Consider the following 24,255-nt stretch of genomic DNA (forward strand, 5'->3'; position numbering starts at 1 on the left):
GAAAAAGCCTCACGTCCACCCGCCTCGATTGGTGCGTTTGGGTTCGCCTCAAGCGTCAAAACATACGTGGATGTGGTTGTCGTCGGGATCGCGAAGTTTAACCTGCACAATCGGAATACCTGGTACAAGGTCGACTTGTTGCGAAATATGGTGCGCCACTAAGTTTTTGATCCCTGAAACCCGTAGTTGAACTTTTCGCATTCTGCTGAAACTTTGCACAGAAGAAATTGGATGGGGCCTGCGTCGTGTTTATTTTCAGATCTCTCGGGCCAGCTGTTTCCCGCGTTTCACCGATTGAAGCGGTGCGTGCGGGCCTGGGCGCTCTTGTGGGCCTTGGGTTGACGGGGCTTTTCCTTCTGTCTCCGGGCGCCGATCTGGAAATGGGCCTCTACCTCGTGGCCCCTTTCGGGGCGACCTCCGTCTTGCTGTTTGCTGTCCCAAACAGCCCACTTGCACAGCCTTGGTCGGCCATTGTCGGTAATACGGTGGCGGCACTTGTCGGCGTGGCTGTTTGCATGACAGTCGCTGACCCGGTGCTACGTATTGCGCTTGCGGTCGGACTTGCCATTACCGCAACAATCCTGTGCCGGGCGCTTCATCCGCCAGCGGGAGCCGTCGCCATGACAGCGGCACTGAATCCCGAGGCCATCGCAAAGTTGGGGTTCTGGTTTGCGCTTGCACCGGTCGCGGTCGGAACCTGTGCACTTGTTGTCCTTGCGACAATCTATGCCCGGATCACTGGACGTCATTATCCATTCCGGCAATTCGACGATCCGAGTAACAGTCAAACAGAAGACAGAAACCCCTCGGAGCGCCTTGGCCTGTCCGAAGAAGAACTTGCTGGCATTCTGGAACGATACCAGCACTCATTCAACCTGGGGGTCGAGGATCTGGCACGCCTGATCGGCGCCGCAGAACTGCAGGCGGCAACGCATGTAACCGCCCCTTTGACGGCAAAAGATGTCATGTCCTCCAGCCTGATCACAGTGGGCCCCGAGGCGGCGCTCGGAGAGGTGGCCGACCTGTTCAAAAAGCACAGGTTCACCTCGCTTCCTGTCGTCGGGAACGACGAAAAGTTTCTGGGCGTCATTTTTCAGATGCATCTGATCGGACAGGCCCGTGAAGAGGCGCTCAGGTTGAAGCGTGGCTTTTTTTCGACACTCAATCGATTATTGGAACCCAAAACGGAGATGCCTGTGACTGCGGGTGACATCATGGCGGTGGCAGGCCCGCGCGTGACGACAAGTTCACCCCTTGGGGTGCTGCTTCCGATGATGGCGATTGAGGATGTCGACGCCGTCCCCGTCCTCGAACACGGACGCATTGTCGGGATTGTCACGCGGACAGACCTGATCGCCGCATTGGCACGCGCCGCCGTTCGAAGCGGATGATCCGCCGGCAATCGGCGACTCTGGTTGGTGCGGATTTTTCGGATAAGACGTCATCGACGGACAGGCCATCTATGAGAAAATGGCGGCGAAATTGAAGTCGTGATGTCGATAGTCTACTGCTGAGATGCAAAATTCGATTTGGCGTGTTCACAGATGCAAAGCACGCAGGGCTGACCTCATTTGCTCGGACAAATATGGAGAATACCATGAGCAGCGCAGATGAAGACCGGCAAGGCCAATATGCATCGTCACCCTGCATGGCACATGAGATTGCGCCCAACTATTTCGACCCGATGGCATCTGATCCCGAACAGGAACGCGATGTGGCGCGGTGGCGCCGGGCAGAGCGTACCCGTCTGCGGAACGCGCGCCACACCTTGTCTGTCGAGATGCGGCGCCAGGTCGGGCAGACGTTGTGTCGTAACCTGAGTGACTTTCTTGATGAGCGGTTTGATGGCGCTTGCGGCCGTGTGCTGTCGGCATACTGGCCCATCAAGGCCGAACCCGACCTACGACCGCTGATGACACAGTTACATGAAGCCGGATGCATAATTGCTCTTCCAATTGTCGAACAGAAAGCCGCACCGCTGGTTTTTCGCAGGTGGGCGCCGGGAACCCGGATGGTGCGCGGTGACTGGAACATTCCCGTCCCACCGCCGAGTGCCGATAGGTTGATACCGGACATCGTTCTTGCACCGGTCATCGGCTGGGACCCGACCTGCTACCGGCTTGGATATGGCGGTGGATATTTCGATCGGACATTGGCTAACCTTGCGCCCCGACCATATTGCATCGGTGTGGGATATCAGTCGGCGGAGCTCCGAACGATCTACCCGCAACCACACGATATCCCGCTTGATGTCATTGTGACCGAAGCCGGCATCGCTGCCCGTCGCGATGCCCATCAGTCTGGTTCGGACCGTTGAGGCATATTTCAGTATAGTTACAGGTTACGATATTCACCGCCGAGAGAACTTCCATTAGTACGCGACGCGCCATGGCAACGTCGCGGCTTGTGCGTCCTCGTGATCCACTTCGGTGACAACAATGGCGCGAGGGCAATCGTAGCGCCTGCTCCAAACGGCAAGCGGCAGATTTTGATTGAAGATGCTGACAGTGCCGAATTTCAAAATCTATCCAGAACTTCCATCGGCGTTATTGGCTCTTTCAACCGACTTCAGCTCAATACATGGTTTTTCGGGGTTAAAATTTCAGGCGCGGGGAGATCAAGGGCTTCGGCGACGGAAATCTCTATTGTTCGGCACATGGCATCCAGAGGAAGGCCGTTCTGCACATTGCGAAACGGCAGTTCCAACTCATTGGTCACTGCCTGCAACCCAAAGAAGACATAGGCCACCACCGCCGCAAAAACCGGAGCGAACCAGCCGGTGGATTCGATCAGCGCAAAGGGCAGCAGCCAGCAATAAAGGTACGTCGTTCGACGCACCAGCAGGGAATAGACAAAAGGCAAGGGCGTAGTCACGATCCGCTCACACCCGGCCTGCGCCAGCGCCAGCGAGGACAATGTCTGGGAAATGGTCATTTGCCCAAAACCGCTGATTGCGTCCCGTTCGATGAGCTGTCCGATCTGGTCGGCCATTGAGCGCAGCGCCGCATCCGCAGGGTTCTTGCGGGCGGTCATGGCGGTCGCTTTTTCTTCGCCGATCCAGCCGACAATATCGGCGCGTACATCCACACCGCGCAAGAATCCACGATGCAGATGCGCAAATGCGACGGCGCAAGACAGGATTTTCTTGCGATCTTCGCCCTTGCCGACAAATACACACATGTGCCGCCCCAGATTGCGCACATCTGCCACCATCGACCCCCACAGTTTGCGCGCCTCCCACCAGCGGTCATAGGCGGCATTGTTGCGAAACCCCAAAAACAGCGACAGCGCGACGCCGAAGATACCCATCGCCCCAATCGAGATATGCGGCAATGTGAGGACATACCGGTCCACCAGCAATACAATCACGGACAACAAGGCAACGCCGATAATCTTGCCGAGGATCTTTGGCACTACCGACCCTTGCATGACAAAGAAAAGTTGAAATGAAGACGGATGCTCTCGGACGATCATGGGCTTTCCTGCTGCTTGCTGGTTTGCATTTCGGCACCTGTTGCCGGAGTTGGAGAACTCAGGCCGTTGCTAAGATGATCCAGCAGCAGGCGCACTTTTGGGGAAAGATGACGATTGTGCGGGTAGATCGCCCAGATGCCATCATCGGGGGCGCGGTAACGTTCCAGTATCGGAATCAGTTCAACCGCATCAAGCCGGTCCTGAACGTAGTAGTCCGGTAACTGAATGATACCGATACCCTTCAGCGCTGCATCCACCAGAGACCAGCCGCTGTTACAGCGGATGTTGCCGGTGACGCGAATATGCCGGGGCTTTCCCCGCTCCTGAAACCGCCAGAAATCCAGCGTTCCCTGCAGGCAGTTGTGCTGGTCCAACTCGGACAATGTGTGCGGTGTGCCCCGCGCTGCGAGATACTCGGGCGAGGCACAGACATGGTGGGTTCGCGACGCCAGCCGTTTTGCCATCATGCTACTGTCTTCAAGCTGCCCCAGCCGGATCGCCAGATCAAAGCTTTCGGCTACGAGATCAAGCATCTGGTTGGTCAGCGTCAGGTTGACTTCAAGTTCGGGATAGCGGGCGACAAAATCATTGATCAGCGGCGCGATCCGGTTTTCGCCATAGGTTACCGGGGCCGTCAGGTTGAGCCGGCCCTTGGGCGTCTGGTGCAGATCGGTGATTGCGCGTTCCGCCTCGGCCAATCCGTCAAGCACCTGTCGGCAGTGATTGTAATAGATCTGCCCGGTTTCGGTGATCGTGACCTTGCGCGTGGTACGGTAGAACAGCTTGACCGCCAGCCGGGTTTCCAGCGCACCGATCTGGCGGCTGACCTGCGCGGTGGATATCCCCAGACGGTTTGCAGCCGCGGTAAAGCTTTCAGCCTCGGCAACCGCCACGAACTCGCTGACACCTTCCCAACTGAACACCCGATACCCTTTCAATACCCAGCGCTGCCAACTCGCATTGATTGTTACGAACTTGCAATAGTGATTTGCAGAATGCGCCAATTAACCTCGCGTTGGAATAGTGTAAATCCCTTTCATCGCAATCATGCCCGGCGACTGGTCGGGAAAAGCAACCGTTCCAACAGCAAAGCGAGTCCGTATGACCGACATCATCAAATCCAGGGCGGCCATCGCCTGGGGGCCGAAACAACCACTGTCGATCGAAGAAATCGACGTAATGCCACCACAGGCGGGCGAAGTCCGTGTGCGCATCGTTGCCACCGGCGTTTGTCACACCGACGCCTTCACCCTGTCCGGCGACGATCCCGAGGGGATTTTTCCAGCCGTTCTGGGCCACGAAGGCGGGGGCATCGTTGAATCGATTGGCGAAGGCGTGACCAGCGTCGCGGTTGGCGATCATGTCATTCCGCTCTACACCCCGGAATGCGGTGAGTGCAAATTCTGCAAGTCCGGCAAGACCAACCTGTGCCAAAAGATCCGCGAAACGCAAGGAAAGGGGCTGATGCCCGACGGCACCACCCGGTTCTACAAGGATGGTCAGCCCATTTTTCACTACATGGGCTGCTCGACCTTCTCGGAATACACCGTGCTGCCCGAGATTTCGCTGGCCAAGGTGAACCCCGAGGCACCGCTGGAAGAGGTCTGCCTGCTGGGCTGCGGCGTCACCACCGGAATGGGCGCGGTGATGAACACCGCCAAGGTCGAAGAAGGCGCAACAGTCGCGATCTTTGGCATGGGCGGGATCGGACTGTCGGCAGTAATCGGCGCGACGATGGCCAAGGCAAGCCGGATCATCGTGATCGACATCAACGAGAGCAAATTCGACCTCGCCCGCAAGCTGGGCGCGACCGACTTCATCAATCCCAAAGACTATGACAAGCCGATCCAGGACGTGATCGTCGAGCTGACCGATGGCGGCGTCGACTATTCCTTCGAATGCATCGGCAACGTCAACGTCATGCGCTCGGCGCTGGAGTGCTGCCACAAGGGCTGGGGTGAATCCGTGGTCATCGGCGTTGCTGGTGCCGGTCAGGAAATCTCGACCCGTCCGTTCCAGCTGGTCACCGGGCGCGTCTGGCGCGGGTCGGCCTTTGGCGGAGTAAAGGGCCGGTCAGAACTGCCCGATTATGTCGAGCGTTACTTGCAGGGCGAATTCAAGCTGAACGATTTCATCACCCATACAATGGGCCTTGGTGACATCAACGAAGCGTTTGACCTGATGCACGAAGGCAAAAGCATCCGCACCGTCATTCACTTCGACAAGTAACACGACCACAAACCAAAGGCTGCGCCGGTGCCGGCGCAGCCAGCACACATGCTATCGAGGCCCGAAATGTCACTGGAAATTACAAGCGCCAACAAAAGCTTCGGCGGTTGGACCAAGCACTACACCCACCATGCCGATGCGCTGAACTGTGACATGCGGTTTGCGATCTACCTGCCGCCGCAAACCGCCAACGGGCAGAAAGTGCCGGTGGTCTATTGGCTGTCCGGTCTGACCTGCACGGATGAGAATTTCATGCACAAGGCGGGTGCGCAGCGTATCGCGGCAAAGCTTGGCATTGCCCTCGTCGCACCAGATACCAGCCCGCGCGGCGAGGCGGTTGCCGATGACGACGGCTATGATCTCGGTCAAGGCGCTGGCTTCTATGTCAACGCGACGCAGACACCCTGGAACCGCCACTACCAGATGTACGACTACGTTCTGAACGAGCTGCCGCAACTGGTCGAGGCGACATTTCCGGTCACCGATACGCGTTCAATCATGGGTCATTCGATGGGTGGTCACGGCGCCCTGGTTCTGGCGTTGCGCAACCCGGGCCGCTTTCAATCCGTGTCGGCCTTCAGCCCAATCGGCAATCCGGTCAATGTCCCCTGGGGCCGAAAGGCACTGACAGCCTATCTGGGCGAGGATACTTCCGCCTGGGTCGAGTATGACGCCAGCCTGCTGATGCGCAAAGCCACGCAATTCGTGCCGACACTTGTGGATCAGGGGTGTGCCGATCCATTCCTGGACGAACAATTGCAGCCGGAAATGTTGGCGGCGGCGGCGCAGAGCAGCGGCTACCCGCTGAAGCTCAACCGGCGAGACGGCTACGACCACAGCTATTACTTCATCGCCAGCTTCATTGACGACCACCTGCAGTTTCATGCCCGGCATCTGGCGGCGTAGCGCGCAACCGGCAAATTTTTTGGCGGCTGTCTTTCAGGCAGCCCCTGCCAGCCGGGCGCGAACGCGATCGGCCGTCTGGGCAAGCGCCGCGTCACCGGGGTTCGGGGGCAGAGAAAACTCTTCACTCCCGTCTTCAAGATACCGGACCGAGGTCACATCGTGGCGGTGATGCATCGGTACGACATGAGCATGGGCGTGCGGCACATGGATGCCGGTGTAAAAGAACGAAACCCGCTCCACGCCCCATTCCAGTTTCATCGCGCGCGCCAGTTGCTGCCCCACCGTCATGATCCGCGCCGCGGTCTGGTCCGGCAGATCTTCGAACCATGCGTGATGCTGTTTGGGGATAATCAACGCGTGACCCTCGCGGATCGGGTGGAGGTCGAGAAACGCAAGCACAAGATCGTCCTCGAAAAGCCTGTGCGCGGGCAGCTCGGCGTTGGCAATACGGCAAAAGATACAGGTGTCGGCCATCCAAGGCTCCATCTTCCAGCGAGAGACGCGGGCCACGTTATCGCGGTGAGCACGCACGGCAAGACAAATTTGAGGAGGCTTTGCCGCTTGCCGCAACATCGGTGGCGAACCGGGCGACTGTCCCCAAATGGGATTTCCGATCCTAGACCAGTGTCCGAGCCGAGCAACTCAATTGATCCGACATTCGATACGACAATATTGTTGGCTATTGCTGCGCAAGAGCTTCTGCCCTGGCATCCTTGGTCCGCCGCGCCCGACAAGGCCTTCTCGAGCCGTGGGGCAGCCCTCGGGCTGACGCCTGTGCTCCATCAATCAGGCGAAAACAGGTGCGTCTAGTCGGGCTTGGACTCGCAGTGAGCGGACAAAACGGCCATCGACAGATCGGCAAAAGATTGCAGGTCGGGCTGTTTGCGGACAACCATCCAGCCCGCAAACCACGACAGCTCTCGATTGGCGTAGGATTCCACATTCTCCTGCAATGGACCGCAAGAAGGCAGAGATGAGCTGACGTTGCTGCCTTTCATTCACCACAGCGCTGTCCCGGGTACGGACGAGGTCGCGCTTTACACAATTGGCTTCAACCGTAACTTAAACCTGTGTCAGTTCTCTGGTGTGAAACAGCTGCGCAAGACGCAGCACACCCTGGCGGTCGGTTTTGAACCGCCCGTCGTCGTGCATTGGATCAAGGAAGGCGCGACCCTGAACACTAGAACCCGAAGTATGTCACAAAGGCTTGTTTTTCATGCCAGTCTTTTACCGCAAACGGCGATGAGCACCGCCTGCAATCGCAGCTATTGGCAGTACCTATTGAAAGCACCATTCATTAGACATACGACCCCACGATGGATTCAATTACCGCTCGTAACAATGTTCTGGGGTCTATGAGTTCTGTCTTCCGGTCCCAAGGACCTTTACTTCCAGCCAATGGAATCCCAAAGCAATCAACCCCGCGACCAGTATGTAGAACACCGCAAGCAGTATGAGCGGCTCATAGATGATAAAAGTATCCGAGCGTACGCGAGATGATACCGCGTAAATGTCGACCACGGTGATAGTCGCAACCAATGGGGTTGCTTTCATCTGCAGGATAGTTTCACCGCCCAATGTCGGTAGCACGTTACGGATCGCCTGCGGCAACCAGATACGGCGGAACATGGTCAGTCTTGGCATGCCGAATGACTTGGCAGCCTCCAACTGACCTTTGGCGACTCCTTTGAAGGCCCCGCGCATGACCTCGCCTTCATAACCTGCGTAAGACAGGGTCAGCGCCAGCACGGCATAGGGCCAGGCCTGGCGCAGATAGGGCCAGAGCTCTGACGATCGTATCCACGGAAACTGAGGAAAGAGCGACCCAAGCCCATAATACAACAACCACAGCTGCAACAGCAGCGGCGTTCCCCGGATTATTGTACAAAAGGCCTTCGCGGGGACGGCGAGGTACCATGGGCCAATTGCCTGCGCGAGACCTAGCGGCACAGCAAGAAGGAAGCCCAAAACAACGGTAACAACCAATAACCAGATCGTCGTCCAGATACCCTGCAGGGCAAGCGGCGCATATTTTGGTAGCCAGTCCCATTGCAGTGAGAAGGCGCACCATATGACGATCCCGGCAAACACTAGCATCATCACGATGCGGTGCGGTTGCATCAAAGACTTAAGATCGATCATCTGCCCCCTCCTTTCAGAGAGGGTTGACCACGACGTGCCCATTTCTCGATCCGCGCAAAGACCGCTCCCGAGCACAAAGTGACCATTAGATAGAGGAAACCTGCAGCAAGAAAAAAGGTGAAATACGCGCGTGTGCTGCTGGCGGCTTGTCGGGTTTCCAACGTCAGTTCATTGAAACCCACAACCGCGAGCAGCGCCGTATCCTTGGTGGCAATCAGCCAAAGGTTTGCCAGACCCGGCACAGCGAAACTCATCATGGCTGGGATTGTCACGCGGCGCATGGTCATGAACGCAGGCATCCCGTAGGACTTGGCGGCTTCGATCTGACCCGGTGGAACGGCCTGAATTGCGCCGCGCAGGATCTCGGTCGCATAAGCACCCTGAACCACGCCCAGCACCCATATACCAGCGGCGACGCCATTGATTTCGACCCGTCCGCCGCCCATCGCGGCTGAGATTTTGTTAATAATATCCGATCCCACATAGTACAGGATCAGGATCAGGACCAACTCCGGTACAGCGCGGATGACGGTCGTGTAGATAGCGAGAAGATCGCGCGTGACCTTCCCGCCATATAGCTTTCCATATGCTCCGAACAGTCCGATCACCAGACCGAGCGCATAAGCGCCAAAGGCGATTTGCAGCGAATGGGACAACCCGCGCAGCAGATTGCCGCCCCACCCCGGCGGCGAGAGTGACAGAAGCTCTGCACTCTGCGCCAATCCCAGTGATTCCAATAGTCCGGTCACAGCGACAGCTTAGTAGATGCTGGCCGAGAAGTAGTTCGAGGTGATGTTCTCGTGCGTTCCATCCGCCAGAATGGCCGCGATGCCCTTGTTCAGCGCTTCACGCAGTTCATCCTGCCCTTTGCGAACACCGGCTCCGACCCCACGGCCAAGTATGGCAGGATCATCCTTGACGGCACCCTTGATTTCACAGCACGCACCCGCGTCCGAGTTCACAAAATCAGCCATCGCGATGCTGTCGGCCTGAGTGGCATCGATGCGACCTGCAAAGAGATCCTGATTTGCTTCATCCTGAGTTTGATAAACGCGCAACTCTGAATCCTTGAAGTATTCTTGCGCATAGGCCTGATGGATGGTCGAAGCCTGAATGCCGACCACCTTACCCGCCAGCGATTCTGGGGTCGCTTCTATATCCATCGATTTATCGGCAACAATGACCGCAGGTGTGTTGTAGTAAGGATCACTGAAATCAATGGACTTCAGACGCTCTTCTGTGATCGACATCGAGGCCATAATGGCATCGATCTGCTGGCCAGTCAGTGATGGAATGATACCATCCCAAGCTACCGGAGTGATCACGCAGTCCAGCTCTGCTGCGGCGCAGACGGCATTGATGACGTCGATCTCCCAACCGACCCAGTTGCCCGCGCTGTCCAGCGAAGCAAATGGCGGATAAGGCTCAGCGGCGATACCGATCTTGACCTCTTCGGCGCTGGCAATTCCAGCGGAAAGGACCGCAGCGGCAAGACTGGACGCGAGCAGCTTCTTAACGTTCATTTTGATACTCCCTTTTGGTTTCGTGATTTGTTTTGTTGGACTATGCGACCGAGCTGAGAAATTGCTTCAACCGATCCGATTTAGGATTACCAAAGACCTCGGCAGGCGGACCCTGCTCTTCGATGCGGCCCTCGTAGAGATAGACAACGTGGCTGGCGACTTCCCGTGCAAACTTCATCTCGTGAGTGACAAGCAACATGGTGCGCCCTTCGGCGGCAAGATCGCGAATTACGGTCAGAACTTCACCAACCAGTTCAGGATCAAGCGCTGAAGTTGGTTCATCAAACAGCATGACCGAGGGATCGACCGCCAGAGCCCGTGCAATCGCCGCGCGCTGTTGCTGACCGCCAGAAAGATAAGCAGGATAAGTGTCGGCCTTGTCCCCTAGCCCCACCCGTTTGAGCAGCTCGTGCGCCCGTTCGATCGCCTGTGCTTTTGGTACTTTCAGAACATGCACCGGCACTTCGATTACGTTTTCCAGAAGCGAACGGTGGGTCCACAGATTGAACTGCTGAAATACCATGGCAAGCCGGGTGCGCATGCGCTCAATCTGGCGTCGATTGGATGGGCTGCCATCGGCGTGCATCTCAACCTGTTCTCCACCTATGGTGATCTTTCCGGAACTTGGCGTTTCCAGAAAGTTGATGCAGCGCAGCATGGTGGATTTGCCAGAGCCTGATCCTCCGATAATCGCAACAACATCGCCTTTGTGTGCTGTAAGCGAAACGCCTTTCAGAACCTCCAGCTGCCCGAAGGATTTATGCAGGTCTTCAACCTTTATCGCCTCTTGGTTCGGTGTCGCATCGTCTGCGGGTGTAACGGCTTTGGCTGTATCCATATCCAAGAATCTTCTGATTTCAGCTTGCAGTAAGCCCCGAATCTCGCAATTATGCAAGTGTATAATAATTTCATGCCATGGATGAGCACTACGTGCAGGACGACAGCCGCAAGTTTACACGTGAGTCCGCAGAATATCGGCGCGAGGCGCTGATACTGGCGACTTTGGATTTGATCGCCGAGATGGGGGTTCGGGGTGCCACTGTGCGTGAAATTGCTGCTCGTGCGAACGTGACCCAGGGTTTGATCCGGCACTATTTCTCATCGAAAGAGGAACTGGTTCAGGCAGCGTACGAGCATCATATGAATACGCTGACTGATCAGACAGCCGCCTCTTCGGGCGAAGGCACCGCGCTATCTCGGCTGGCGAACTTCGTTGACGCTTCTCTGCGTCCTCCAATTGTTGATCCCAGTGCGGTTGCCTTGTGGGCTGGGTTTCTGAACAAGGTGCAGCATGACCCGAAAATGCAACGCATCCACCAGCGTACCTACAATTATTTCCGGGACTATCTTGAGACCCTGATCGTCGCCGCTCTGCGGGAATGCGGTCGTTTGGTCGAAGCATCCGAAGCGATGCAACTTGCCATCGCCTGTAATGCGGTGATCGATGGCCTATGGCTTGAAGGCGGCGCGCTTCCGGATGCATTTGCCGAAGGCCAGTTGGCGCAGATCGGCTTGGAATCGGTCAGCGCAATAATCGGAATTCCATTGCACAAAGAAGTGGAGCAGCCATGAAAACCAGCGCTGTAACAGAACGTTTAGCTGGCCTGGGTGGCGCCAAATGGGGCGTACACCTGAAGGCGCGCGAGCTTATCCGGGCCGGGGCGGACATCGTCGAAATGACGATTGGTGAGCCGGATGTTCCAGTACCCGACGCCCTGATCGAAACCACCGTATCCTCATTGCGGGCTTCGCGGACGGGGTACTCGAACGGGCGTGGCGAGGCCGGATTATTGGACGCGCTGGCCGAGCGGTACTCAGACTCCCGCGGACGCGCGTTCGGGCCAGAGAACTTTTTGTGCTTTCCGGGAACCCAGACTGCCCTGTTCGCGGTCATGGCCGGAGTTGCCGAGACTGGCGATGAAGTTCTGGTCGGTGACCCGATGTATGCAACCTACGAAGGGGTAGTACGTGCGACTGGCGCTGATTTAGTACCGGTGCCCTTACGGCCCGAACACGGGTTTCGCATGCAGCCCGAAGATATCGCCGCCCGGATCACTCCGCGCAGCCGCGCCATTCTGCTGACAACACCCCACAACCCGACCGGAGCGATCCTGACGGCCTCAGAAATTGCCGAGATCGGGCAATTGGCGATCGCGCATGATCTGTGGATCATATCCGACGAAGTCTATGAAGATCTGATCTTTGACGGTGCAAAATTTGTCTCGCCCTTAGCCAATCCGGACTTGGCGGAACGCGTCATTGGGGTCGCCTCCATATCCAAGTCACATGCGGCGCCGGGGTTCCGCAGCGGCTGGTGTGTTGGACCAGCGGCCTTTTGCGAGGCGTTGCTGCCCTACTCCGAAACCATGCTGTTTGGAAATCAACCTTTCATCGCGGACATGACCGAAAAGGCGATCCGTGACGGGTCTGAAGTCGCGCCCGGCATGGCCGCGCGTTTCTCAAAACGGGCCAAACTTCTAGCCGATCGTTTACAGGCGGAAACTGGGCTTACCGTGCACCGGCCTGAGGCTGGGATGTTTGCGCTGATCAACGTTTCATCGACCGGGTTTGATGGCGAGGCCTACGCCTGGGACCTGCTGCAATCCGGAGTAGCTGTAATGCCGGGATCAGCCTTCGGAGACAGCCTGAAACACTGGGTGCGCGTGGCCCTGACGATCAGCGATGATGATTTTGCCACCGCCGTCACCCGCATCATCGATCATGCCAACAGAAAAACATGCGAGGTCGCATGAACGGAATAACGGTAGGCGAAGCCCTTGTTGCAGAGCTTCGGCGAAGGGATGTGGACTGCGTATTCGGAATTCCCGGAGTGCACACGGTTGAACTTTATCGCGGTCTTGCGAACTCGGGCATACGTCATGTGACCCCCAGGCACGAACAAGGTGCTGGATTTATGGCCGATGGTTATGCGCGCGCATCGGGAAAACCGGGCGTAGCCTTTGTCATCACCGGCCCGGGCTTGACGAATACGTTGACGCCCATGGCGCAGGCCCGGGCGGATTCAGTGCCGATGCTGGTCGTGTCCGGGGTCAATACAACTGCATCGCTTGGAAAGGGCTTCGGTCATCTGCACGAACTGCCTGACCAACTGGGACTTGCCCAAACGGTGGCGCTGATGTCTGAGCAAATCTCGGACGCAAGTGAACTGGACCCGGTCGTGGATCGTATCTTCCATCGGCTGGCCAGCGGGCGACCCGGACCGGCACATATTGAGGTTCCGTTAGACGTTGCAGCAGCCGAATACGCTGCTGCGCCAAGTGTACCACCTGCTCCGGTGTCGCTGGCAGACCCAAATTTGATCCAGCAGGCAGCGGTGCGTTTGGCTGAGGCACAGAGAGTTGTCATTCTGACGGGCGGCGGCGCCAAGCGCGTTGAAACCGGTCTGCGCGAGCTGGCTGAAACACTGGATGCACCCATAGTGCAGACCGTGAACGCACGAGGCCTGATGCATGGGCATCCTCTGATCGTACCTGCCAGTCCCAGTCTGAACAGCGTACGTGAGTTGATCGAAGACGCTGATTGTGTGCTGGCCTTGGGTACCGAACTTGGGCCGACCGATTTTGACATGTACGCAACCGGCCAGATTTCTGCGATGTCAGGATTGATCCGAGTAGACCGATGCCGTGATCAGCTTTCCCGACACAAGGCTGATCTTACCATTCACGACGACGTAGACATGGTTATCCCCGCGCTTCTTGCAGCTTTGCCTGCCGCGAAGAAAAAGAGCGGAGGCGCAAAACGCGCCGCGCTTTCACGTGCCGCCGCGTGGAACGAAATTGGCGCTGATTATCGTCTTCAGGTCGAGGTACTCAATGCGATACGCGACGCTGTACCCGCTGCGTTGATCGTCGGGGATTCGACCCAGCCGATTTACGCCGGAAACCTTTACTACGATCATGACCGGGCCGGTGGCTGGTTCAACGCGGCAACAGGATACGGGGCACTCGGATACGGGATACCTGCCGCCATTGGTGCAGCAATCGCCGATCCCACGGCCCGGGTGATTTGCATCGTCGGCGATGGCGGGGCCCAGTTTTCATTACCCGAAATCATGGCCGCGGTGGACGAAAACCTGCCCGTCACTTTCATGATCTGGAACAACCACGGATATCGAGAGATTGCCACATCAATGCAGAATGTCGGCGTAACAGTCATCGGGTGCGATCCCTCGCCCCCCGATTTTGCAGCAACTGCCAAGTCATTCGGCATTCCATTCTCATCGGCTTCGTTCGAACCCGATGCCATCGCGCAGGTGCTGCGCGCGGCAACTCACATTGATGGGCCTTCAATGATCGAAGTCACCGCCCCGAAATTCGAACCCCGGAAAGATTGAACAATGACAGACCCGACATTTGAGTTCTCGCGCGCCATTACGCGTCGACCCGCGCCAACCATCGCAGGCGGATTGCGCGCCGAGGATTTCGGCAATCCGGATTTCGACGGTATGTTGTCAGCTCACAAAACTTACGTGACTGCACTAAAAAGCACTGGGGCGGAAGTGATCGAACTTGACGCCCTTGACGCCTATCCCGATGCTCAATTCGTTGAGGATACTGCACTCTGCCTGCCTCAGGGGGCCGTGTTGATGCGGCCCGGCGCGCCATCACGGATGGGCGAGGTGGCTGAAATGGCTCCAACGCTTCGCGCCCGCTATGATACGGTCCACGAGATCGAAGGCCCGGGTCATATCGAAGGTGGTGATATACTGGTGACCGGTCGGGAAATTCTGGTGGGTCGATCAGACCGCACCGACGCGGAAGGCGTCGCTGAGCTCGCCAAAATCACCTCTGACTGGGGTCACAAGCTGCGGGAAGTCTTCACGCCCGAGGGTGTTTTGCACTTCAAGACGGATTGCTCGCTGATGGACGCCGAAACTATTCTATCGACACGGCGGCTGGATGCGTCAGGATGTTTCGAGGGCTATCGGGTACTACATGTCGCCGATGGGGAAGAGGCAGCGGCCAACGCTATCCGCTTTAACAATCTGGTGCTGATGGCGGCAGGCTTTCCACGCACAGCTGAAATGTTAGACCGTGAGGGATATGAGGTGGTTGAAATTGACAACACCGATTGCGCCAAACTGGATGGTGGTATGTCCTGCCTGTCTTTAAGGTTTTGAGAAGAAAATTGCCGTGTAGATTGGCTTTGTCAGGTTGAAAACGCAAGGTTCGCAGCCTTTTAAGGATCGTCGGCAATCTGGCAAACAGACAATTTTTGCAAACTTAAGCCCATCATTAATATGGATATTGCTAGGCGACTCTAATCTATGGTGACGAAATGGCCCGATCAATCTGTGTAGCGGTCAAAATCAGCGATGCTCAGGTTTTGCCTGGTTTCGCTTCAGCATCATACAAACGAGTATTGCACCATATGCCCATCGGCAGTGATGGCGGGGTGAAATCCGGCCAAATCCTCCTGAAGGCCGCTTTGGCCCAGGAATAGTGAATTCTGATCGCTCCTCAGTCGTTCAAGTCCGAAGGGACGGCTTTATGTTCTGTTAAACACTCGGCGTGATCGCGCAGCACTTCCAGTACGCGGCAGTCTAACACTCGCCCCGCCCCGCATTCTTCCAGCATACGACTGAGTTCCAGTTTCAGTTTCTCCAACCGCGCGATGCGGCGGTGAATGTCTTCGAGATGCCGCCCGGCAATGGCATCAACGTCTGAGCACGGGCGGTTCGGACGGTCGGAGAGATCAAGAAGTCTCGGATGGCGGTGAGCCCGAAGCCGAGGTCACGGGCGTGGCGGATGAAGGCCAGCCGGTCGAGCGCGGCTTCGCCATATCGTCGCTGGCCACCGGACGTTCGCTCGGCCTCTTGCAGCAGCCCGATGTCCTCGTAATAGCGGATGGTCTGGACCTTGGCGCCGGTCCGTTTCGCCAGTGCGCCGATGGTGAGCATGGGATATCTCCTTGCCTACATTGATTGTAGGATTCTGTAATCGCAATCGCAAGATCGCGGCGGGTTTCACGTTTGCAAGCTTCAACAAATAAATCACTTGAACCTACAGCGACTAGAGGGGTTATTTACCGAGTCGGTTCGGAGACTGACGCAAATGACAAACTATATCAGCAAATCCAAATTCTCTGCCATCCGCGGCATGGACCTTCCGGAAGAACCTTCACAAGGCGCCAATGCGAGTCACACGTCATGCTGCGACGGAGGAGAGGCAACAGAAGCGTCTTCCTGTTGCGGTCCGACTGTTGCCACCGATGCCCCCGCATGGCGGCGCATCGATTGGCTGCTCTGGGGCTCTGGTGGGATCATCGCTCTTTCCTACATCTCGGGCTTCTTCTTGACGCATGACGAGCCACTCGGCCTCGGTGCATTCACCCACGGCGTTCAGGAGATGATGAATTTGATGTGGTGGGGCATTCTCGTCGGCATGTTGGCGGTCGGCCTCATCGACCGAGTGCCTCGGGAGTTCGTGATCGGCGTTATCGGTCGCGATCAGGGGGCGAAGAGCCTCGTGCGTGCCGTGGCAGCAGGCGTGCTGCTCGATCTGTGCAATCACGGCGTCCTGATGGTTGGGGCAAAGCTTTACGAGCGGGGTGCGAGCCTGGGACAGGTCTTCGCCTTCCTCATCGCCTCGCCGTGGAACTCGCTGTCGCTGACGATCATCATCGGTGTCCTGATGGGCTGGGGCTGGATGTTGACCTTCCTTGTGATCTCTCTAGTCATCGCTTTGCTCACTGGATTGGCCGTCGAGGCACTGGAACGCTCGGGCCGGGTTAAGCCGAACCCCAGCCGCATTGATCTGCCCGCCGACTTCCGCGTCTGGCAGGAGGCCAAGATTGGCCTGTGCGCCACGCGCTATGACTTCGCCTTCGCTCGGGACGTCGCCCGTCGATCCGTCATCGCGAGCCGGATGGTGCTCCGCTGGCTCTTCTTCGGGGTTGTGCTCGCATCTCTGATCCAGGTGACGATGCCGACCGAAATCTTCGCGACCTGGTTCGGCGCGACCCTTCTTGGCCTTTTCACAACACTGGTCGCCGCGACCATCATCGAGGTCTGTTCCGAGGGCTCCGTACCCATTGCGGCCGACCTATTGACGCGGGCGCAGGCACCTGGCAACGCCTTCACCTTCCTTATGGCGGGGGCGGCCACGGACTATACCGAGATTTTCGTCCTGCGCGAAGTCACAAGACGGCTAAAAGCAGCGCTGCTCCTGCCGATCCTGACCGTGCCTCAGGTTCTCGTGATTGGATGGGTTCTGAACGCTGCGGGGTAGCAAACATCAGGCTAACGCGTCTGGGGGGGCACTATAGCGTATTGGACGAAGCTCAATGTCGGATTTGCGCAAATTCTTCCGCAAACGTGCTGACTGCCCGCAACTTCGGAGGAAGGGTCACAAAATGTGACCTGCCCCGCACAGAGTGGGACGCACTGGTCGTGAGAATGCTCCCCGCCCTGCGTCATGAAACGCAGGTCCTGCATCTGCTCGCGCATGATGTGAGTGATATGGTCTTCAACTTTCCTTCGGCATCTCTGTCCGATCAGGGTAAGCTTCTTGTAGCAATAGGTCCCAAGGAGTGTTTTGGAGATGATACCGATGGCGCCAGCTTCTTCCCGCGCTTCTATGTTGGCGGCTGACCAGGATGTCTTACCTTTCATTAGCCAGCCTATTGGCGGAAACAAGCGCCCCGTGTCACTTGATGTCACCAATAGGACCTCAAGCTTTGAATTTTTTTGGGTAAGCGAAAGGGAAGCGCCGCGACTTGCGAGCAATGATTTCCTGCCACAACCGTGACTGGCTTTGCCTTCTTCAATTTCGCTACTACCCGCTCACTTTAGACAATAGATCTGTCTTGAGTATTGCGCGGCTTGTCTCGCGGTACTTTCAGTTCCAGTTCGTCTTCCTCATGAATGCGGGTCAAGTTTTCCCTACTGCTCACAACGGAATACGGCTCGCCACGTTGGGTGCCGACAAAGTTTCGAATTTCGTGTTTCGTCATCAGATTGAGCGCTGTTGAAAATTTCGAACCAGTCGTACATGTGGTCGGTTTCGTTGTCTTCCAGTCATCCACGGTTTGCTCGTAAAAGGAGGACCCTGAATCCGCGAGGCATAGCAGCACATCGTGGTCCGTGATGATCCCGACCAACTTCTCATCATTAAGTACGGCGAGCGCATTCACTTCCAAAAGTGCAATTGTGACCGCTGCTTCGATTACGGTTGTGTCAGCGTCGCAGAAAGGGCGTCTTTTTAGATTCTGTGCTTCGACAATGCTTGTGGTCGTCATTTTTTGTTCCTCGTCAGAGTGCCGCCTGCCATTGGGTGGTCCGGTTGGTGGTCAAAAAATACAAACCTAAAGCGGCATCATTGCCGTCGCGAGGCATAGCACAAGGAAGAACCCCGCAATGTCAGTTATGGTAGTAAGCAAAGGGCCACTGGCCACCGCGGGGTCCTGGCCGATGCGCTTGCAAAAGCAATGGCAGGACACCGGCAATGGACACAGCGACGATTGTGTTGAGCCCAAGCGCTCCGCCAATCACCAACCGCAGAGACGGGTTGCCTTTCCACATCCAGGCGACGACCCCTATCAAAAGCCCCAGAACGAACCCGTTTATCACCCCGACCGACACTTCCTGGATCCAGACGCGCATAGCGTCGATAGGCCGGACAAGGCCGAGGGACAACTCGCGCATGCTGACGGCGACGGCCTAATTGCCCGGGCAGCCGCTCATATCGGACACCATCGGCAGGAACACAGCCAGCGCGATATCGGCCGCGAGGGTTAACGATCAAACCTCGGCAGGCTCACATCCTCAAGGCAAGAGTGGCAAAGCCTGATCTTCCGGGTAGACCATAAGGCCATGCGCCTCGTACAGATGCGATTCAGGCATAACGCCGCTCATCGGCCTTGAATTCTTGGGTCCACCCTCAAAACTTATTACCTTTGGTGATTGACACACACGAGCAAACAGGTACTCGGTGCCAAAGCTATTTTTGAATACAATCTAGGATGGTAAGCCGCGAGCGACACTGAGGCGAAACGGGTGTCGTGACTTATCAAGCTCTCGAACTGGGAAAGAAATGCAGTCTTCAAAGGAAATAGTTGCAAACCTCTGCAATACAATTGCTTCGAACGACGATTCCAGCACAGCAGCGGCTGGGGATGTGTTCCGCAGTCTGATCAGAACGCAACTCTCGGTTCGCAATGCAAAATCCCCTTCGGTTGTGGCGTCCCTTTATGGTGAAGTAGTGAAACGCCCGAACATTTGGCGGAACATGCCAAAATTCCAAGAGGCCGGAGAGGAATTTAAACCGGATGCCGCGATTGAGGCGGGTTTTTCGCTTGTTACTTGCTGCATGAACAGAAACGACCATCTGGTACAGACTCTTCCGACATGGCAGGTGCACCAGGAGATCGATGAGATTGTCATCGTGGACTGGAGTTCTGAGATCCCGGTTGCGATTACCCTGGACAAGGCCGGAATTCGCGATCCGCGCATCCGTATTCTTCGGGTTGAAGATGAAGGGTCGTGGATTCTGTCTCATGCCTACAATGTGGGTTTCCGGGCGACGACAAAAGACAAGATCGTCAAGGTCGACAGCGACATCATCCTGGACGCCGAGTTTTTCAACCGCAACGCCATGGGTGTGGGGAAGCTGACCGCCGGAAACTGGCGGCAGGCGGAAGCGGGCCAAAGCCACGTAAACGGATTCTTCGTTACCGGGCGCGAGGACCTGATGAACGTGAACGGGTTCAACGAACGGATCGTGACCTATGGCTGGGATGACGATGACCTGTATGATCGTCTGACCAGTTCTGGTGTTGAACGAGTGGATGTCGATCCCGACACCATCCGTCATATTGACCATTCCGACATAAGACGCATCGACCGCCCCAAAAGCAAACCGGTCACCGGCTGGGATGAGGTGCAGGCATTTCCACAGTTCTGGATTTCCCTGAACCGGCAAGCTTCTTCGTCTTCGGCACCTTGGGACAGCAGCTGCCCGATGACCGGTTTTCGGCTGTTGGATGGGTCCGATGGCGTTACCCGGTTGCGGCGGAGTCACGCGTTTGGCGTTGATACAAACCTGATCGGCACGCGGCTTGAACGAGCCGAGGCCGCAATTGGCGCGATACAGGATGTTTTCGAGGGCGTTAAGATCACCGCATCGCGGGAGGCTGTGGATTATGCGTTGATGACCCGCTCCCTCAAAGACGCGGTCGCAGCTGTCGGTAGCGGACCGTTGCAATCCATCGAGAAAGACAACGAAGTTACGGCCCCGATTGGGCACAGCCAACGCAAGCCTAAACTCATCGTCGATGCCCAGCATGGTCTGGGCAATCGTCTGCGCGCGATCGCTTCGGGAGCGGCCTTTGCAAAAGTTCACGACCGGGACCTGATTGTCCGTTGGGTCGCGGACGAGCATTGCGACTGCAGTTTTGCGTCATTGTTCGATTTTGACGGTGCCGTCGAGGACACTGGCGACAGCAACCCGGAAAACGTGTTGGAAGTCGATCTGATGAGCAAGGCGTTCCGCGAAGCCTTTGACTCTACCTCGCTGGTTCACGCCAACCGGGACATTGTCATCCAGTCAGCTTACAGGTTCACCTTCGGGGCGCCCTATGATGAGCTTGAAAGAGATTTTCTGCGCGGTCTGAACCCAAGCGCGGATGTGCAGGATCTGATCGATTCCGTCAGAAGCCCGAACGATATTGCGGTCCATGTCCGGATGAATGGCGGTGCTGCCACGGACCCGCATGGGGACGTTCCCGGTGACTGGTCGAAGTCGGAAGACGAAATTGCCCGACGGGCCCGAAGCAGGTCCCATTATGGCTTTTTCTTCAAGCGCATCGACGAATTGCTGGAGTCGTCAGCAAAAGCGACGATTTTCCTGGCTTCGGACAACTCGGAATCCTATGGCGCGTTTACCGCCAAATACCAGGATCGCGTGACCAGCCTGCCGCGGGCGGTATACGACCGCTCGGAAACGCAGCTCAAATATGCGCTTGCCGACGTCATCTTGCTGTCCCGCGCGCCGCTCTTGCTTGGCAGCAACTGGAGCTCGTTCACCGAAATCGCCCACTCAATGTCGCAAAATCAGAAGTTGGAGATGTCGGGGCAGCATTTTTAATTTCGTTCCACACGTTCGGACATGGGTCCAAATCGAAATACATACGTAATAAATCCGTCAGAGTGTAAATCTGTATGAATGACAGTGAAACAAGGAGCTTAGCCGTTGAGAGCGTCATTTCAGCGTGCAAGCAAAAAGTAAGTGAAGTCATCGTTCTGGACGACCGGAAACACTCCGACTGGTGTGATGCCTACAGCTCGTACGGTGTTGCTCAGGTCACCCACACAACATTCGGCAAGCTTGCGCCGTCGCAAAAGACCGCCGACGGGCTGCGCATTGTCCACGTCACAAAGGGGTTGCCTGCAGCCAGCCTGAGCGAAGCGGAGCACAGTGTCAGCCTGATCACCGAGATTGCGGATATCGTGGTGTTCACTCCGGTTTCGGCGTCACAGCAGGACGTTCAGGATCTGTTGATCGCCTGGCCAAGCTTTTGGGCGATGTTGTTTCTGGCCGAAGGGTTCATGTTGCGCGACGTCGTGCGCCCGGCGATCTGGAACAGCTTCTACAGCGATTGGGAAACCCTGCAGAGCACGGTTGTTTTCACCAATGCCAAATTGGGCGAGGCCTGGGCGGATACCGACGGTGACTATGTCAGCTCGGTCATTGATTATGTGCACCCTTCGACCCATGAAGTGAGTTTGAAGCGGCTGCTGGCGCTGCAAACCAGTGCGATGTTGATGCCCAACCTTTCCGACGGCTCTGCCGACGCCCAAAACCTTGCGCCCAATATCCATATTGCGCTGCCCAAGCGCTATTTGAAAAAAGACTATGAAAACAAGCTATTTCAAGAGCAGCGCAAGTGGTGGAAAGTTGCCCTGAGCGCGCCCTGGCAGGCGTCCTACTGGAGAGATCTTTGGCGGCTGCAACGACGTACCAAGCGTCGCATGAAATCCAGCTAGTCTGGAACAGCCCACCCGACCGGCTATACGAACGGCCCTGAAATCCCCGGGTCTCGGGCCGGTCCGTTGATCCCTGTCAGGGCCAATTTGGATCAGGGCGCGTATTGCGCTATCCTGATCGCGTCAATTCAAGTGCATTAAGAGTTTGGATCTCTGCGCGCCTTTGCGCACGAGCAGTTTCGCGGGTCGCGGTGTAGGCCGTCCATAAAAGACCCGATGATCACCCAAAGACTGAATTGATCCTGTGAATACCCGTGTGCAGGCAACCCTGCGTACGCACAGGAAAGGGAAAGTTTAGGTAAAAACCCTATTAAAACATTGATTTAAGGCCAAGTTTCGCCACAGGCAACCCTCAGCTGAGGCATCGCAGCTCTCTAGTCCTGATCCAGACCAACTCTGGAGCTGGAGATATGACTATGCCGAGCCTGTTCGACTGCTTTGCCAAGGCACCGCTGTGTGCCGGAAAACCCTCCGCCCGTGGTGCCGTCCGGAATTTCACGGCCCTGTTGGCCCTTGCCGCGTTGATATCTGCTGCGACTGCGCCGTCGCGCGTCGAGGCGCAGCAGCCGTTTGTTGTGGGCAGCGACCGCGGCGGGTATTTGCATGACCGTCTGGCCGAGTTGGAAAACCTCGAGCGCAATGGCATCCAGGTCGAAATACGCGGGCGCGTCTGCTATTCAACATGCACGATGTTTCTGGGGCTGCCCGGAACCTGTGTTGATCCAGATACGACCTTTGGATTCCATGGTCCGTCCCGCGGTGGTCGCAGGCTTGCGCCCGAGGATTTCGACTATTTCAGCAAGGTCATGGCCGAGTACTACCCGGAGCCGTTGAAATCGTGGTTCATGACCACGGCGCGAAATCGCATCAACGGTGTCCACAAGGTCAAGGGCCGCGAACTGATACGCATGGGTGTGCCAGCCTGCCGAACCGCATGAGGCCGGGCTTGCCCATAGTTCAGCGCAGGGGTATCAGTCTGGATCACCCCGCCGGGACTTGCCGCGGCCAACCAGTCAGGAGACCAGCGCATCGTGCTGACATCGCTTTTCAAACGGTTCGGGCGGCGTGGATCTTTCCTGCCACCGAACCCGGACGGTCCGCTTTGCGCGATCGGTGATGTGCATGGCTGTATCTTTCAACTGGAAAAAATGCTGTCCGATATACCTCAGGATCATCGGATCATACTGGTCGGCGACTATGTCGACCGTGGTGAGCACAGCGCCGAGGTCCTGCGCCTGATCAGTGCCCGCCCGGACCTGACCTGTCTGATGGGCAATCACGAAGAGATGCTGCTGCGGTTCCTGCAGGATCCCAAAGGGCAGGGCCCGCGCTGGCTGCGCAACGGCGGTTTGCAGACCCTGGCCTCTTTCGGCGTGCGCGGGGCGCGATCCGAGATGAGCGGTGACGAGCTGACGGATTGCCGCGATCGGCTGCAACAGGCGATGGGCGGCGCGCTGTGCCAGTGGGTTTCCGAACTGAAGACCTGGGACAAGTCGGGCAATGTGCTTGTTGTTCATGCCGGTGCCGACCCTGACACCCCGCCCGAGGCGCAATCTGACAAGACCCTTGTCTGGGGCCACCCGTCGTTTCACTCCACGGTCAGGCGCGATGGTGTCTGGGTTGTGCATGGGCACACAATCGTCGGAACCGCCAGCGCGCGGCAGGGGCGCATTTCCATTGATACCGGTGCCTTTGCAACGGGCGTGCTGAGCGCGGTCTGCCTGAACGGAACCGAGCCCAGGTTTTTGACGGCACGTCGCTGACGTTCTTAGAAAAGAACAGGCGGCAAGGGGCCTTTTTCTGGCCGTGGCCGTGCAAAACCTTGTCACATCAAAAGTCATTGACTAGGACCGGTTGAAGCAAATCAGATATTGAGCATTTTATGTTGATCACACCTGTTCTTCTTTGTGGTGGTTCCGGAACGCGTCTTTGGCCCTTGTCGCGCAAAAGCTATCCCAAGCAATTTGTGCCGCTGGT

26 protein-coding genes and 2 pseudogenes are annotated in these 24,255 nt (G+C 56.9%); 15 read left to right on the forward strand and 13 right to left on the reverse strand.

What is annotated here, in order from left to right:
- Window positions 1-245: 245 nt before the first annotated feature.
- Together ACOQFT_RS11625 and ACOQFT_RS11630 are read left to right on the forward strand one after the other, a co-directional pair.
- Window positions 246-1,391 carry an HPP family protein gene (locus tag ACOQFT_RS11625; protein WP_421598084.1) on the forward strand — a complete coding sequence of 382 codons (1,146 nt, stop codon included), beginning with the start codon at window positions 246-248 and terminating at the stop codon, window positions 1,389-1,391.
- Window positions 1,392-1,597: 206 nt separating this feature from the next.
- The gene (locus tag ACOQFT_RS11630) at window positions 1,598-2,317 is read left to right on the forward strand and encodes a 5-formyltetrahydrofolate cyclo-ligase (RefSeq protein ID WP_421598085.1); all 720 of its coding nucleotides are present in this window, start codon (window positions 1,598-1,600) and stop codon (window positions 2,315-2,317) included.
- Between the two features lie 251 nt (window positions 2,318-2,568).
- Here the strand turns inward: ACOQFT_RS11630 and ACOQFT_RS11635 are convergent, their stop codons facing one another.
- A complete protein-coding gene (locus ACOQFT_RS11635) occupies window positions 2,569-3,474 on the reverse strand; it encodes a bestrophin family protein (RefSeq protein ID WP_421598086.1) in 906 nt (301 codons plus the stop codon).
- Window positions 3,471-4,397 (reverse strand): LysR family transcriptional regulator, encoded by a 927-nt coding sequence (locus ACOQFT_RS11640; RefSeq protein ID WP_421598087.1) that lies wholly within the window; start codon window positions 4,395-4,397, stop codon window positions 3,471-3,473. Before ACOQFT_RS11640 ends, ACOQFT_RS11635 begins: the two co-directional genes overlap by 4 nt.
- A gap of 187 nt (window positions 4,398-4,584) precedes the next feature.
- Here ACOQFT_RS11640 and ACOQFT_RS11645 point away from each other — a divergent pair, with 187 nt between their 5' ends.
- Together ACOQFT_RS11645 and fghA are read left to right on the forward strand one after the other, a co-directional pair.
- Complete coding sequence (locus ACOQFT_RS11645; protein ID WP_421598109.1) at window positions 4,585-5,703, forward strand: S-(hydroxymethyl)glutathione dehydrogenase/class III alcohol dehydrogenase; 1,119 nt, start codon at window positions 4,585-4,587, stop codon at window positions 5,701-5,703.
- 72 nt (window positions 5,704-5,775) lie between these two features.
- On the forward strand, window positions 5,776-6,609 hold the full coding sequence (gene fghA / locus ACOQFT_RS11650) for an S-formylglutathione hydrolase (RefSeq protein WP_421598110.1): 834 nt from the start codon (window positions 5,776-5,778) through the stop codon (window positions 6,607-6,609).
- A 33-nt stretch (window positions 6,610-6,642) separates the two neighbouring features.
- On the opposite strand, the gene ACOQFT_RS11655 is transcribed toward fghA, so the two are convergent.
- The 6 genes from ACOQFT_RS11655 to ACOQFT_RS11680 all read right to left on the reverse strand — a co-directional run bounded on the left by ACOQFT_RS11655 (window position 6,643) and on the right by ACOQFT_RS11680 (window position 11,112).
- Entirely contained in the window at window positions 6,643-7,083 is a 441-nt protein-coding gene (locus ACOQFT_RS11655; protein WP_421598088.1) for an HIT family protein, read from the reverse strand.
- Window positions 7,084-7,415: 332 nt separating this feature from the next.
- On the reverse strand, window positions 7,416-7,607 hold the full coding sequence (locus ACOQFT_RS11660; RefSeq protein WP_421598089.1) for a hypothetical protein: 192 nt from the start codon (window positions 7,605-7,607) through the stop codon (window positions 7,416-7,418).
- Between the two features lie 355 nt (window positions 7,608-7,962).
- On the reverse strand, window positions 7,963-8,751 hold the full coding sequence (locus ACOQFT_RS11665) for an ABC transporter permease (protein WP_421598090.1): 789 nt from the start codon (window positions 8,749-8,751) through the stop codon (window positions 7,963-7,965).
- On the reverse strand, window positions 8,748-9,500 hold the full coding sequence (locus tag ACOQFT_RS11670; RefSeq protein WP_421598091.1) for an ABC transporter permease: 753 nt from the start codon (window positions 9,498-9,500) through the stop codon (window positions 8,748-8,750). The genes ACOQFT_RS11665 and ACOQFT_RS11670 overlap by 4 nt, the downstream gene beginning before the upstream one ends.
- Before the next feature lie 9 nt (window positions 9,501-9,509).
- Window positions 9,510-10,274 (reverse strand): transporter substrate-binding domain-containing protein, encoded by a 765-nt coding sequence (locus ACOQFT_RS11675; protein WP_421598092.1) that lies wholly within the window; start codon window positions 10,272-10,274, stop codon window positions 9,510-9,512.
- Window positions 10,275-10,314: 40 nt separating this feature from the next.
- Window positions 10,315-11,112 (reverse strand): ABC transporter ATP-binding protein, encoded by a 798-nt coding sequence (locus tag ACOQFT_RS11680; RefSeq protein ID WP_421598093.1) that lies wholly within the window; start codon window positions 11,110-11,112, stop codon window positions 10,315-10,317.
- Between the two features lie 77 nt (window positions 11,113-11,189).
- On the opposite strand from ACOQFT_RS11680, the gene ACOQFT_RS11685 reads away from it, so the two are divergent.
- Genes ACOQFT_RS11685 through ACOQFT_RS11700 form a run of 4 tightly spaced genes read left to right on the forward strand, consistent with a single transcriptional unit; the run spans window position 11,190 to window position 15,414 of the window.
- Window positions 11,190-11,846, forward strand: a complete 657-nt coding sequence (locus ACOQFT_RS11685; RefSeq protein ID WP_421598094.1) for a TetR family transcriptional regulator C-terminal domain-containing protein — start codon at window positions 11,190-11,192, stop codon at window positions 11,844-11,846.
- Window positions 11,843-13,027 (forward strand): pyridoxal phosphate-dependent aminotransferase, encoded by a 1,185-nt coding sequence (locus tag ACOQFT_RS11690; protein ID WP_421598095.1) that lies wholly within the window; start codon window positions 11,843-11,845, stop codon window positions 13,025-13,027. Before ACOQFT_RS11685 ends, ACOQFT_RS11690 begins: the two co-directional genes overlap by 4 nt.
- The gene (locus tag ACOQFT_RS11695; RefSeq protein ID WP_421598096.1) at window positions 13,024-14,628 is read left to right on the forward strand and encodes a 5-guanidino-2-oxopentanoate decarboxylase; all 1,605 of its coding nucleotides are present in this window, start codon (window positions 13,024-13,026) and stop codon (window positions 14,626-14,628) included. The genes ACOQFT_RS11690 and ACOQFT_RS11695 overlap by 4 nt, the downstream gene beginning before the upstream one ends.
- Before the next feature lie 3 nt (window positions 14,629-14,631).
- A complete protein-coding gene (locus ACOQFT_RS11700) occupies window positions 14,632-15,414 on the forward strand; it encodes a dimethylarginine dimethylaminohydrolase family protein (protein ID WP_421598097.1) in 783 nt (260 codons plus the stop codon).
- Between the two features lie 340 nt (window positions 15,415-15,754).
- Here ACOQFT_RS11700 and ACOQFT_RS11705 read toward each other — a convergent pair.
- Together ACOQFT_RS11705 and ACOQFT_RS11710 are read right to left on the reverse strand one after the other, a co-directional pair.
- A pseudogene (locus ACOQFT_RS11705) lies at window positions 15,755-16,053 on the reverse strand (MerR family DNA-binding protein).
- Window positions 16,051-16,194: pseudogene (locus ACOQFT_RS11710) on the reverse strand (MerR family DNA-binding transcriptional regulator); the annotation flags it as partial. The pseudogenes ACOQFT_RS11705 and ACOQFT_RS11710, both read right to left, overlap by 3 nt.
- Before the next feature lie 154 nt (window positions 16,195-16,348).
- Between ACOQFT_RS11710 and ACOQFT_RS11715 the strand changes: the two are divergent.
- Window positions 16,349-17,524, forward strand: coding sequence for a permease (locus tag ACOQFT_RS11715; RefSeq protein WP_421598098.1), 1,176 nt, complete (start codon window positions 16,349-16,351; stop codon window positions 17,522-17,524).
- Window positions 17,525-17,691: 167 nt separating this feature from the next.
- Window positions 17,692-17,886, forward strand: a complete 195-nt coding sequence (locus tag ACOQFT_RS11720; RefSeq protein ID WP_421598099.1) for a hypothetical protein — start codon at window positions 17,692-17,694, stop codon at window positions 17,884-17,886.
- Between the two features lie 197 nt (window positions 17,887-18,083).
- Here ACOQFT_RS11720 and ACOQFT_RS11725 read toward each other — a convergent pair whose 3' ends face one another.
- From ACOQFT_RS11725 to ACOQFT_RS11735, 3 genes are all read right to left on the reverse strand, one after another.
- Entirely contained in the window at window positions 18,084-18,533 is a 450-nt protein-coding gene (locus ACOQFT_RS11725) for a CBS domain-containing protein (RefSeq protein WP_421598100.1), read from the reverse strand.
- A 66-nt stretch (window positions 18,534-18,599) separates the two neighbouring features.
- Window positions 18,600-18,689 (reverse strand): hypothetical protein, encoded by a 90-nt coding sequence (locus tag ACOQFT_RS11730; protein WP_421598101.1) that lies wholly within the window; start codon window positions 18,687-18,689, stop codon window positions 18,600-18,602.
- Entirely contained in the window at window positions 18,655-18,939 is a 285-nt protein-coding gene (locus ACOQFT_RS11735) for a magnesium transporter (protein WP_421598102.1), read from the reverse strand. Before ACOQFT_RS11735 ends, ACOQFT_RS11730 begins: the two co-directional genes overlap by 35 nt.
- A 583-nt stretch (window positions 18,940-19,522) precedes the next feature.
- Between ACOQFT_RS11735 and ACOQFT_RS11740 the strand changes: the two genes are divergently transcribed.
- The 5 genes from ACOQFT_RS11740 to ACOQFT_RS11760 form a co-directional block, all read left to right on the forward strand.
- On the forward strand, window positions 19,523-21,379 hold the full coding sequence (locus ACOQFT_RS11740; protein WP_421598103.1) for a galactosyltransferase-related protein: 1,857 nt from the start codon (window positions 19,523-19,525) through the stop codon (window positions 21,377-21,379).
- Between the two features lie 74 nt (window positions 21,380-21,453).
- The gene (locus ACOQFT_RS11745; protein ID WP_421598104.1) at window positions 21,454-22,278 is read left to right on the forward strand and encodes a hypothetical protein; all 825 of its coding nucleotides are present in this window, start codon (window positions 21,454-21,456) and stop codon (window positions 22,276-22,278) included.
- 410 nt (window positions 22,279-22,688) lie between these two features.
- Window positions 22,689-23,216, forward strand: a complete 528-nt coding sequence (locus ACOQFT_RS11750; RefSeq protein WP_421598105.1) for a hypothetical protein — start codon at window positions 22,689-22,691, stop codon at window positions 23,214-23,216.
- 93 nt (window positions 23,217-23,309) lie between these two features.
- Window positions 23,310-24,041 carry a metallophosphoesterase family protein gene (locus ACOQFT_RS11755; protein WP_421598106.1) on the forward strand — a complete coding sequence of 244 codons (732 nt, stop codon included), beginning with the start codon at window positions 23,310-23,312 and terminating at the stop codon, window positions 24,039-24,041.
- Between the two features lie 119 nt (window positions 24,042-24,160).
- Window positions 24,161-24,255, forward strand: a 95-nt coding sequence (locus tag ACOQFT_RS11760; RefSeq protein WP_421597473.1) for a sugar phosphate nucleotidyltransferase, incomplete at its 3' end; no start/stop codon positions are given.

The organism is Ruegeria sp. MALMAid1280 (assembly GCF_049195285.1).
Classification (GTDB): Bacteria; Pseudomonadota; Alphaproteobacteria; order Rhodobacterales; family Rhodobacteraceae; genus Ruegeria.